This is a genomic window from Halomonas heilongjiangensis, assembly GCF_002879645.1.
Classification (GTDB): Bacteria; Pseudomonadota; Gammaproteobacteria; order Pseudomonadales; family Halomonadaceae; genus Halomonas; species Halomonas heilongjiangensis.
In genome coordinates this window covers 26718-38017 of the sequence record NZ_PNRE01000014.1, presented here as the reverse complement: position 1 = coordinate 38017, position 11300 = coordinate 26718, and the positions used below count along the sequence as shown (strand labels likewise).

Sequence of the window (11300 nt, the reverse complement as noted above, 5' to 3'; positions counted from 1 at the left end):
CGCTCACTCGCAGGCTGGCTGGCGGGTCCATTGCATCCGGGTCTCCCGCTCGCCCGTCAGCGAGTCCTCGCCCTCGCCGCAGACCTGGAAGCCCAGCCGCCGGTAGAGGGAGACCGCTCGCACGTTACGCGAGTAGACACACAGGGTGATGCGGCGATGGCGTTCCATGGCATGGGCCATCAGCCGGGAACCGTGACCATAGCCCTGCACGTCCGGGTCGACGAACAGCGCCTCGAGGTGGTCGTCGTTGAGGGCGGCGAAGCCGATCACCCGGCTACCGATGTCCAGCACATGGACCTCGGCGGCGGGCAGGTAGTCACGCGCCATCGCCTCGGCCCGCGCCTCCCAGAACTCGGCGGGAATGAAATCGTGGGCCTGGCGCGAGGCTCGCAGCCAGATGTCGACGAGGAGCGGTATGTCCTCGGGCATCGCGGATCGGATCATGATGGCCATCCGTTGGTCTATCGCGACAGTGTAACCCTCCGCCGACACGCCGGGAATTCCTGCCCTCGTCGCGAGGGGATATACTCGCGGGACATCCTCCCATCTACCCTCACGGAGACACCGGATGCGTCGACGCTCTTTCCTTCGCCTCTCCGCGGTGCTGCTCGCCGGCCTCTGGCTGGCCGGCTGTGCCAGCCCCCACCACCTGCAACTGAGCCCCAAGCGCAGTGTCGCCGCGCCGCAGACCGGCAGCGGCCAGCAGATCACCGTGGTGGCCGTCGACGGCCGCGACAGCGAGGTGATCGGTACCCGCAGCGGCAGCGCCATGTCCACGTCCACCATCACGGTCAGCGCCCACGAGCTGGTGCCCCGGCTCCAGGCCGAGGCCGAGCGGGCCGTGCGCGAGATGGGCTTCAATCCCACCACCGAGAGTGCCCAGGGGCGCCCCAGCCTGACCCTGACACTCGACCACCTGGGCTACGAACGCGGCCAGAGCCGCCCGGTGATCGACGAGGCGCGCCTGGAGGCGGTGTTCATCGCCGAGGCGGTCAACGGCGGCAACACCTATACCGGCACCTACACCTCCCGGCGTACCCAGAGCTTTGCCGTGCGTCCCGACCGCGACACCAATACCCGCATGCTCAACGACCTGCTCTCGGACGGCCTCGACCGCGCCTTTCGCGATCCCGAGCTGGGTCGCCTGCTGACACGCTGATCGCCTCCGCCGGCACGACGAGGGCGCCCCGCGGGGCGCCCTCGTCGTTGGCGGACGCCAGGCTCGAGACGCCGCGCCGCTAGACCGAAGGGCCTCGCCTCACCAGGGCCCAGACGCTCTCACGGAAACCCCTGCCCGGCTCCGGCTCGCCGTCCTCCAGGTGGGTGACCTGGAAGTTGGGCTCGAACAGCTCGCGCACCTCCTCGGCGGCCACGCCGAAGGGCGGCCCTCCCTCGTCACCAGGCGCCCGGATCAGGCTGATCAGCAGGCCACGGGCCCCGGGGGGAATCAGTTGGGCGAGATGGAAGGCGTAACGCTGCCGGGTGGCCGGCGGCAAGGCGATCAGGGCGGCGCGATCGTAGAAGGCCCCGATCTCCGCCGCCTGCTCGATATGGAAGTGGAAGAAGTCGCCGCACCACAGCTCGACGTTCCCCTGGCGACAGACGTCGAAGCCGCCCTGCCGATACCGCGAGATCTCTCCCGCCCCCGCGGCGACGAACTGTTCGATCGCCTCGGGGGCGAGCTCGATGCCCAGCACCGGGTGATCGTGCTGTCCCAGCCAGCGCATGTCCAGGCTCTTGCCGCACAATGGCACCAGCACCTTGGTGCCGGGCGTCACACCCAGCAGGGGCCAATAGCGCACCAGCGAGGAGTGGATCTGCTCGCGGTGGAAGCCGATGCGGCCCTCCCGCCAGCGGTCGCGCCATTCGTTGACCATCTTCGCTCCTGCCGGGCCCGGCTCAGAACCAGCGGTCGCGCTTCTTGCGGCGACGCGGCAGGTGAGGAATGATCAGGCCGACCAGTAGCCCGCCCCCGGCCACCCCGCCCCCGTACATGAAGTAGCGCAGCAGCAGGTCCTCCTCCTGGGTATCGAGACGCGCCTGCAACCGGCGGATGGTCCCGCGCGACTGCTCGGCCTCGGCGTCGAGCTCGCGGTTATGGGCCTCGAGCTCCTCGATCCGCTCCTCGCCGGCGGCCAGGGCCTCGGTCATCGAGGAGACACGGTTCTCCCACTCGGCGTTGATGCCGTCGAGTTCGTCGGTCAGCTGGGCCACCCGGGTTTCCAGCTCGGGCAGGCGCACCTGGGAACTGGGGGTCTGCTGGAGTTCATTGCTCAGCACCCAGACGGTGTCGCCGTCGCCGTTCTGCACCCGGGAGTAATTGCCACTGGACTCCAGCACCGTGACCGGCTCGCCGGCGGTCAGGGTGCCGACGATGCGGTAGCCGTCGGTGGGGCCACTGCGTACATAGGTGGTCAGTGAGTCGGAGACCCACTGGGTGCCGTCTTCGGCCTCCTGGGCGTGCAGCGGCAGGGCCAGCAGCCCCAGCCCCAGGGTCAAGAACTTGAAATCGTGTTTCGTCATGCCGTCGTCCTGGCTGTAACTAGCGGGATCCGCTCCTCCGCGACCTGTCACCGCCACCGGCATCCCTCCGGCAACGGCACGATGAGACCTGAACTCTCTGAAAACTGCCGATGCCACCCGCCTGTCAGGCAACCGCCTGGTGTCCGGCGCCGTTTTCCACAGCTTCTGTGGACAAGTGCCGGGAAAACCGCTGGAAAGCCTCCGCCGAGGGCCACGCTGTCCGGCCTGCCCGCCTCCTGGTCATTGTATGACCAGGGTTCAGCGCTCACCCTTCGGGGGAGGGGCGAAGGATCGCGGAAACTCCGCCACCCGGCCCTCGCTCTTCACCGCTCTCGGTGGCCCCTCACGCTCCACCTCATCGATACGCACGATGGCGTTGAGCGGCAGATAACTGCGCCCGACCCCGTCGAAGGTACGCCGCAGCTTGTCGGCAGAGGGATCCACCACCAGCTTCGAGACGTCCTCGAAGACGAACTCCTCGATTTCGATGAAGCCCCAGAGGTCGCTCTGGAAGATCTCGCGGACATACAGCTCCCAGACCTCACCCTGCTGGTGGAATACCACTCGATAGATCGGTTTGGCCGCCATGATAGTGCCTGTTCCTTGCCTGTCACCCTGAATATGACGCTCGTGCGCCGCGACATATCGCAAGGCGCCAAGGGTACCACAGACGGCCATTGTGCACCCGGGCGGCTGGCCCCCCGCGGGGTGCCTGCGTATAATGGGCGCATTCGAGCGGCCGCACCCGGCCGACCCGCGCGACGACCTCGCGACCCCCATTCATCTTCATCGGTAACAGACGTCGGGCGCCAGCCGCCACGACCCTATTCTTATGGCGAAGAAACTCTTCATCAAGACGCACGGCTGCCAGATGAACGAGTACGACTCCGCGCGCATGGCGGATCTGCTCGGCGAATCCCACCAGTTGGAGCTCACCGACGACGAGCGCGAAGCCGACGTCATCCTGCTCAACACCTGCTCGATCCGCGAGAAGGCCCAGGAGAAGGTGTTCCACCAGCTCGGTCGCTGGAAGAAGCTCAAGGACGCCAACCCCGAGCTGGTGATCGGGGTGGGCGGCTGCGTCGCCAGCCAGGAGGGCGAGGCGCTGCGCAAGCGCGCGCCCCACGTCGACATGGTGTTCGGCCCCCAGACCCTGCATCGGGTGCCGGCGATGCTCGACGCGCGGCGCAACGACCAGATCTCGGTGGTCGACGTCACCTTCCCCGAGATCGAGAAGTTCGACCACCTGCCCAAGCCGAGCTCGGACGGCGCCACCGCCTTCGTCTCGGTGATGGAGGGCTGCTCCAAGTACTGCACCTTCTGCGTGGTGCCCTACACCCGCGGCGAGGAGGTCTCGCGGCCCTTCGAGGCGGTGATGGACGAGGTGATTCACCTGGCCGACCAGGGGGTGCGCGAGATCAACCTGCTGGGCCAGAACGTCAACGCCTATCGCGGCGAGAACCGGCTCGGCGACGAGATCGACCTGGCCGAACTGATCGCCTGCGTCGCCGCGGTGGAGGGCATCGACCGCATCCGCTTCACCACCTCGCACCCGGTGGAGTTCTCCGACAGCCTGATCGAGGCCTATGGCGAGATCCCCGAGCTGGTCAGCCACCTGCACCTGCCGGTGCAGGCCGGTTCCGACCGCATCCTGGCGGCCATGAAGCGCGGCCACAGCGTCGAGGAGTACGTCGCGAAGCTGGAGCGCATCCGCGCCCTGCGCCCGGATATCAGCTTCTCCTCCGACTTCATCGTCGGCTTCCCCGGCGAGACCGCGGAGGACTTCGAGGCGACCATGGACCTGATCCATCGCATCGGCTTCGACCACTCGTTCAGCTTCGTCTACTCGGCGCGCCCCGGCACCCCGGCGGCGGCCCTCGACGACGACACCCCCGAGGGCCTCAAGAAGCAGCGCCTGGCGATCCTCCAGGAGCGCATCAACCAGCAGGCGATGCAGATCAGCCGGCGCATGGTCGGGTCGACCCAGCGCATCCTGGTCACCGGCTTCTCGCCCAGGGACCCGGGGCAGCTCTCCGGGCGTACCGAGAACAACCGGGTGGTCAACTTCCGCGCGGCCAACCCCTTCGACCTGATCGGCTACTTCGTCGACGTGGAGATCAGCGAGGCGCTGCCCAACTCCCTGCGCGGCGAGCTGGCGTCCCCGGAGCGCTTCTGAGTCTTCGCATCCGCCGTCATCCATTGCCCCGGCGACCGCCGGGGCAGTAAGCTGAGCCCACATACACCACGCACGGACCTCCCTGCCTTGAGCCAGCCAGCCACCCAGGCCAATCGCATCATCACCCTGAACCTCGAGCCCAACGATCCCCGGCGCCTGGCCAACCTCTGCGGCCAGCGCGACGAGCACCTCAAGCTGGTCGAGTCCCGGCTCGGCATCACCCTGCGCAACCGCGGCAACATCTTCCAGCTCGCCGGCCCCAGCCATCGCGTCAAGGCCGCCGCCAACGTGCTCGAGCATCTCTACCGCGAGGCCGAGGCCAGCGACCTGACCCCCGATACCGTGCATCTCTTCCTGCAGGAGTCCGGCCTCGAGGCGCTGGACGAGGAGGAAGGCGCCGAACCGGAGGGCGAGGTGCTGCTGCGCACCCCACGCACGCTGATCAAGCCTCGCGGCCTCAACCAGCAGGGCTATGTCCAGAGCATCCGCGCCCACGACATCAACTTCGGCATCGGCCCGGCCGGTACCGGCAAGACCTACCTGGCGGTGGCCGCGGCAGTGGAAGCCCTCAACCAGCAGGAGGTACGCCGCATCCTGCTGGTGCGCCCGGCGGTGGAGGCCGGCGAGAAGCTCGGCTTCCTGCCCGGCGACCTGGCCCAGAAGATCGACCCCTACCTGCGGCCGCTCTACGACGCGCTCTACGAGATGATCGGCTTCGAGCAGGTCGCCAAGCTGATCGAGCGCCAGGTGATCGAGATCGCCCCGCTGGCCTACATGCGCGGGCGCACCCTGAACAACGCCTTCATCATCCTCGACGAGAGCCAGAACACCACCCGCGAGCAGATGAAGATGTTCCTGACGCGTATCGGCTTCGGCTCCACCGCGGTGATCACCGGCGACGTCACCCAGGTCGACCTGCCCCGCGGCCAGAGCTCGGGGCTGATCCAGGTACTCGACGTGCTCAAGGGCACCCCCGGCATCGGCGTGACCCACTTCGCCGCCAAGGACGTGGTGCGCCATCCGCTGGTGCAGCGCATCATCGAGGCCTACGACCACTTCGAGGCCGAGCAGGAGGCCGCCGAGCGCTCCCGCAAGGAGGCCCGGGAGCAGAAGCGCGAGACGCTCCGCCAGGAACGCCTCGACCACGACCGAGCCAACGGAGAGCGCAGAGACCCATGAATGCCCCGCTCGTCGATCGTCAGGTCGCCATCGAGGCCGTGGACCTGCCGAGCCAGGCCGAGCTCGAGGCCTGGGTCGCCGCCGTGCTGGCCCGCCACGACGTCGATCCCGCCTCGGAGCTGACGGTGCGCCTGGTCGACGAGGCGGAGAGCCGGACCCTGAACCGCGACTACCGCGGCCGCGACAGACCCACCAACGTGCTCTCCTTTCCCTTCGAGAGCCCGCCCGGCGTCGAGCTTGCGCTGCTCGGTGACCTGGTGATCTGCCATCCCGTGGTGGTCCGGGAAGCACGGGAGCAGGACAAGTCCCCGGCGGCTCACTACGCTCATATGGTGGTGCATGGCACCCTGCACCTGCTCGGATACGACCATCTCGAGGATGACGAGGCCGAGGCCATGGAGGCGCTCGAGCGCGAGATCCTCGCCGGCCTGGGCATCAACGACCCCTATCGTGCGGACACCCGCGACGCCACGGGCCCCGATACCGAGGACAAGAGAGCCGACGCATGAGCGAAGACCGATCGACCAACCAGGGCGGCAAGTCCTGGTTCGAGAAGTTGTTCAGCGCCCTTTCCAGCGACAGCGACGAACCCAGCTCCCGGGACGAGCTACTGGAGTTCCTGCGTCAGGCGGCCAGCCGACTCAAGCTCGAGCAGGACGCCATGATGATCATCGAGGGCGCCCTGCAGATCAGCGACCAGCAGGTCCGCGAGGTGCTGATCCCCCGCTCCCAGGTCACCGCCATCGCCCTCGACCAGCCCCTGGAGGAGTACCTGCCGGTGATCCTGGAGACAGGCCACTCGCGCTACCCGGTGATCGGCGAGAACCTCGACGAGGTCAAGGGCATCCTGCTGGCCAAGGACCTGCTGCCACTGCTGCGTCGCGGCCAGGAGAACGGCCTGCCGTTCCGCCTCGAGGAGGTGATCCGCCCGGCGATGTTCGTGCCCGAATCGAAGCGACTCAACAGCCTGCTCAAGGAGTTCCGCGACACCCACAACCACATGGCGGTGGTGGTCGACGAGTACGGCGGCACCGCCGGGATCGTCACCATCGAGGACATCCTCGAGCAGATCGTCGGCGACATCGAGGACGAGCACGACATCGACGAGGAGGAGGATATCCGTGAGCTCGGCGATGACCGCTACGCCATTCGCGCCCTGACTCCCATCGAGGATTTCAACGCACGCTTCCAGACGCGCTTCTCCGATGAGGAGTTCGACACCCTGGGAGGGCTGGTGATGCAGCGCTTCGGCCACCTGCCCGGCCGGGGCGAGCATACCGAGATCGGCGGCTGGCGCTTCACGGTGCTCAACGCCGACAACCGTCGCATCCGTCTGCTGGAAGCCCAGCCCCACGACGAACCGGGCAACGACTGACCCGAGACGCTTCTCCCCAAGGATGGCCAAGATGCCTGAACTGCGTTTCCCCCCGCTCCTGGGCTATCTGCTGGCCCTCGCCGCGGGGGGCCTCACCACCCTGACCGCCTCCCCCTTCGAACTCTGGTGGCTGGCCCCGGTGGCCGCCGGGCTGGTCTATGCCGGCCTGCCGGCCCTGACGCCCGCCCAGGCCGCCCTGCGCGGCTGGTGCTACGGTGTCGGCCTGTTCGGCTCGGGGGCGTCCTGGGTCTACGTGTCGATCCATGACTATGGCTATACCGGCGTCCCCCTGGCGCTGTTCCTCACCGGCCTGTTCGTGGTCGGCCTGGCGCTGTTCTTTGCCGTCACGCTGTGGCTCTATCGTCTGCTGTGTGGCCCCCGTCTGGCGTTCCTCACCTTCGCCGGCGCCTGGGTACTGGGCGAGTGGCTACGCACCTGGCTGTTCACCGGGTTTCCCTGGTTGCTGCTGGGCAGCGGCCACGTCGACTCGCCACTCGCCTCCTGGGCACCGGTGGTCGGGGTCTACGGCCTGTCGCTGATCACCGCCCTCACCGGTAGCCTGGGCGTAGAGCTCCTGCGCCGACGCTGGTGGGCATTGGCCCCCATCACCGCCCTCTGGCTGATTCCGCTGGCCCTGCCCAGCCAATGGACCACCCCCAGCGGCGAACCGGTGCGTGTCGCCCTGCTGCAGGGCAACCTGCCGCAGTTGATCAAGTGGACCCCCGAAGGACGGCGCGTCGCCGCCAACACCTACAGCGACCTGACCCGCGAGCTCGACGACTCCATCGGCCTGGTCATCTGGCCCGAGGCCGCCCTGCCGATGTTCGAGGACGAGGCCGCCCCGCTGCTGGAACGGGTACAGTCCAACCTCGCCCCCGACACCGCCCTGCTCACCGGCATCCTGCAGCGTACGGCTCGCGGGCTCTACTACAACAGCGTGATCGGGGTCGGTGGCGTCGAGGGCGAGTACCGCAAGGAGCACCTGGTGCCCTTCGGCGAGTACCTGCCGCTGGAAGACCTGCTGCGCGGTGCCATCGCCTTCTTCGACCTGCCGATGCCGGCGATGACGCCGGGTCCCGCCGGCCAGGCGCCGATCCGTGCCGCCGGCCTGACCATCGGCAACGCCATCTGCTACGAGATCATCTACGCCGACCTGGTCGCCGACCGGGCCCGGGCTGCCGACCTCCTGCTCACGGTCTCCAACGACACCTGGTTCGGCGCCTCCATCGGCCCCCTGCAGCATCTGCAGATGGCCCGGCTGCGCGCCCTGGAGAATGGCCGCCCCGTGATCCGCGCCACCAGCAACGGGGTCACCGCGATCATCGATCCCCGGGGCAACGTCACCGCCCGGGCCCCCCAGTTCGAGATCGCCACCCTCACCGGCGAGGTCACCGCCATGCAGGGCCTGACGCCCTTCACCCGCACTGGCAGCTGGCCGGTCTGGCTGCTCGCCGGGCTGATGGTCATCGCGGGGCTGCGCCTGCGGCGCTGAGCTGAAAGCTGGAAATCAGCGTTTTCCCCGAGGCAACAAACGACAACCCCTGCTGCGAGGCAGCAGGGGTTTATCTTCAGGCTTCCAGGTGCGAAGCGCCGCTCTTACAGCTTCAAGCTTAGGGCTTCAGGCTTCCGGCGAAGCCGGGGTCTCGCCCAGCACCTCGGGAATCGTCATCTTGACGTAGCGCCCCGGAGCCGGCTCGAGGATGTCGAGCTCGCCCTCGCCGGGCTGGCGCGCCGGCACCATCTTCTCCGCGTCGACATAGCCGTTGCCGGTCATCCACTGCTGCCAGTGGGGCCACCAGGAGCCCTCGTGCTGCTCGGCACCGGCCAGCCACTCATCCGCCGTCTCCGGCAGCGCGTCGTTGGTCCAGTAGCCGTACTTGTTCCGGCTCGGCGGGTTGACGATACCGGCGATATGGCCCGAGCCGCCCAGCACGAAGGTCACCGGCCCCTTGGGCAGCAGCGCCCCGTAGTAGGTGCTGTTCCACTTGGCGATATGGTCCTCGCTGGTGGAGACGAAGTAGCTCGGCGTGGATATCTTGCGCAGGTCGATCTTGACCCCGTCGAGCTCGATGCCACCGGGCTCTACCAGGCGGTTCTCCAGGTACATGTGGCGCAGGTACCAGGCGTGGGTGCCGGCCGGCAGGTTGGTGCCGTCGGTGTTCCAGTAGAGCAGGTCGAACGGGGCCGGCATGTCCCCCTTGAGGTAGTTGCTGATATAGAAGGACCAGAAGAGATCGTTCTCGCGCAGCAGGTTGAACGAGAATGCCATCACCCGCCCGTCCAGGTAGCCGTCACGCTCGAGCTTGGCCTCGATGCCGGCCAGCACCGGCTCGGAGAGGAAGACGCCGATGTCGCCGGGATCGCGGAAGTCCTGCAGGGTCGCCATGTAGGTCACCGACTTCACCTTGCGGCCGCGGCGGGTGCTGGTGAGGTAGGCGACGGTGGAGGCGGTCAGGGTACCGCCGATGCAGTAACTGAGCAGGTTGACCGATTTCTCGCCGGTGGCCTGCTCGATGGCCCCCATCGCCGCGATCGGCCCCAGCTGCATGTAGTCGGCCCAGGTCAGGTCGCGCTGCTCGGGACCGGGGTTGCGCCAGGAGATCAGGAACACCGTATGCCCCTGGTCCACCAGCCACTTGACCAGGGAGTTGTCCTGGCGAAGGTCGAGGATGTAGTACTTGTTGATCCAGGGCGGCACCATCAACAGCGGCGTCTTGAAGGCCTGCTCGGTGGTCGGTGCGTACTGGATCAGCTGGATCAGCTCGTTCTCGTAGACCACCGAGCCCGGGGTCACGGCGATGTTGTCGCCGACCGCGAAGGCGCTGCGGTCGGTCATGGTGACGTTGAGCCCCTCGGCGGAATTGGCCAGGTCCTCGCGCAGCCGGGTCAGGCCGTCGATCAGGTTCTGACCGCGGGTCTCCAGGGTCTTGCGCATCACCTCGGGGTTGGTGGTGACGAAATTGGTCGGCGCCATGGCATTGACCACCTGGCGGGCATAGAAGGCCAGGTTGCGCTGCTGCCCGGGGTCGAGACCGTCGAGGCTCTCCACCAGATCCTCGACCATCCGCGAGAACAGCAGGTACTGCTGCATGATCGCCAGGTAGTGAGGGTCGCTGGTCCAGGCCTCGTCGTTGAAGCGCCGGTCGCCCTTCGCCGGGGTGACCAGCGGCTCCAGCGTCTCGCCGGCCAGTGCCCGCATGCCCTGCTGCCAGAGCTGGAACTGGTCCTGGAGCAGCCGTGACTGGGTCTGCCACAGCAGCGGGGGGTTGCGCATCAGCGACTCGGCTCCCGCTCGGAAGCTCTCGCGCATGTCCTCATAGACGGAGTCGGCGGCATCGCTGGGCACCATCCGCTCCATCATGTCCTCCATCAAGGCCCGATATTCCCCGCCGATCTCCTTGAGCTGGACGTTCCATGCCTCAAGCTCGGCCTGCGTCGGTGCGTGCACCCCTGGCTGCATTGACCCCTCCTGACTTCCTGCCGGCTGATTGCCATCAATAAGAAAGCCGCCTCCCACCACCCGCCACGCGGGTACCGGGAAGCCGCCGTCGGTGTGGCCGGGCTCGGTCACACCCCATCAGTGCCCGTTCCGCTCAGCTCTTGCTGCCACGCGAGGACTGGCTGCTGGCCTTGGCCGGAGCCGGCTTGGCGCTGCCGCCGGCCTTCTCCGCCTGTTCGGTCATCTGCTGGCCGGCTTCGGCGAAGAGTTGTTCGAGCTGGTTCTTGAACTCGAGGCTCATCTCGCTCATGGCCCGGGCATCCTCCAGCATCTGCCGGGAGAGTTCGTTCATCATCTCGGCCTGGCGAGTGCCGAAGTCGCGCATGCTCTCGGCATCGCCGACCTCACTGGCACTGCGCATGCGCTCGGTACCCATCTGGCTGTAGCGCTTCATCGACTCCAACTGGTACTGGGTCATCTTCTCCATGTTGTCGAGCATCAGGGAGTTGATCCTGCGCATCGGCTCGAAGAACTGGCGGGTCTGCTCGTTGAAGGCGTCGGTCATCTTGTCTGACATGGCAGATACTCCTTGCGGGGTCTACATGGGT

12 protein-coding genes are annotated in these 11300 nt (G+C 67.4%); 6 read left to right on the top strand and 6 right to left on the bottom strand.

What is annotated here, in order from left to right:
* Positions 1 to 3: 3 nt before the first annotated feature.
* On the bottom strand, positions 4 to 444 hold the full coding sequence (locus C1H66_RS02165; protein ID WP_170064072.1) for a GNAT family N-acetyltransferase: 441 nt from the start codon (positions 442 to 444) through the stop codon (positions 4 to 6).
* 124 nt (positions 445 to 568) lie between these two features.
* On the opposite strand from C1H66_RS02165, the gene C1H66_RS02160 reads away from it, so the two are divergent.
* Positions 569 to 1159, top strand: a complete 591-nt coding sequence (locus C1H66_RS02160) for a YajG family lipoprotein (protein ID WP_102626274.1) — start codon at positions 569 to 571, stop codon at positions 1157 to 1159.
* A gap of 79 nt (positions 1160 to 1238) precedes the next feature.
* Here the strand turns inward: C1H66_RS02160 and C1H66_RS02155 are convergent, their stop codons facing one another.
* From C1H66_RS02155 to C1H66_RS02145, 3 genes are all read right to left on the bottom strand, one after another.
* On the bottom strand, positions 1239 to 1877 hold the full coding sequence (locus C1H66_RS02155) for a class I SAM-dependent methyltransferase (protein WP_102626273.1): 639 nt from the start codon (positions 1875 to 1877) through the stop codon (positions 1239 to 1241).
* A 22-nt stretch (positions 1878 to 1899) separates the two neighbouring features.
* On the bottom strand, positions 1900 to 2523 hold the full coding sequence (locus tag C1H66_RS02150; RefSeq protein WP_102626272.1) for a TIGR04211 family SH3 domain-containing protein: 624 nt from the start codon (positions 2521 to 2523) through the stop codon (positions 1900 to 1902).
* Between the two features lie 258 nt (positions 2524 to 2781).
* Entirely contained in the window at positions 2782 to 3111 is a 330-nt protein-coding gene (locus C1H66_RS02145; RefSeq protein ID WP_102626271.1) for a DUF1820 family protein, read from the bottom strand.
* 244 nt (positions 3112 to 3355) lie between these two features.
* On the opposite strand from C1H66_RS02145, the gene miaB reads away from it, so the two are divergent.
* The 5 genes from miaB to lnt all read left to right on the top strand — a co-directional run bounded on the left by miaB (position 3356) and on the right by lnt (position 8745).
* Positions 3356 to 4699 (top strand): tRNA (N6-isopentenyl adenosine(37)-C2)-methylthiotransferase MiaB, encoded by a 1344-nt coding sequence (gene miaB / locus C1H66_RS02140; protein ID WP_102626270.1) that lies wholly within the window; start codon positions 3356 to 3358, stop codon positions 4697 to 4699.
* An 87-nt stretch (positions 4700 to 4786) separates the two neighbouring features.
* The gene (locus tag C1H66_RS02135; protein ID WP_102626269.1) at positions 4787 to 5878 is read left to right on the top strand and encodes a PhoH family protein; all 1092 of its coding nucleotides are present in this window, start codon (positions 4787 to 4789) and stop codon (positions 5876 to 5878) included.
* The gene (gene ybeY, locus C1H66_RS02130; protein ID WP_102626268.1) at positions 5875 to 6387 is read left to right on the top strand and encodes an rRNA maturation RNase YbeY; all 513 of its coding nucleotides are present in this window, start codon (positions 5875 to 5877) and stop codon (positions 6385 to 6387) included. The genes C1H66_RS02135 and ybeY overlap by 4 nt, the downstream gene beginning before the upstream one ends.
* Complete coding sequence (locus C1H66_RS02125; RefSeq protein WP_102626267.1) at positions 6384 to 7253, top strand: HlyC/CorC family transporter; 870 nt, start codon at positions 6384 to 6386, stop codon at positions 7251 to 7253. The genes ybeY and C1H66_RS02125 overlap by 4 nt, the downstream gene beginning before the upstream one ends.
* Positions 7254 to 7284: 31 nt before the next feature.
* Positions 7285 to 8745 carry an apolipoprotein N-acyltransferase gene (lnt, locus tag C1H66_RS02120; protein ID WP_102626266.1) on the top strand — a complete coding sequence of 487 codons (1461 nt, stop codon included), beginning with the start codon at positions 7285 to 7287 and terminating at the stop codon, positions 8743 to 8745.
* Positions 8746 to 8871: 126 nt separating this feature from the next.
* Here lnt and phaC read toward each other — a convergent pair whose 3' ends face one another.
* Together phaC and C1H66_RS02110 are read right to left on the bottom strand one after the other, a co-directional pair.
* A complete protein-coding gene (phaC, locus tag C1H66_RS02115; protein WP_102626265.1) occupies positions 8872 to 10713 on the bottom strand; it encodes a class I poly(R)-hydroxyalkanoic acid synthase in 1842 nt (613 codons plus the stop codon).
* A gap of 133 nt (positions 10714 to 10846) precedes the next feature.
* Positions 10847 to 11269, bottom strand: coding sequence for a phasin family protein (locus tag C1H66_RS02110; RefSeq protein WP_102626264.1), 423 nt, complete (start codon positions 11267 to 11269; stop codon positions 10847 to 10849).
* Positions 11270 to 11300 lie beyond the last annotated feature (31 nt).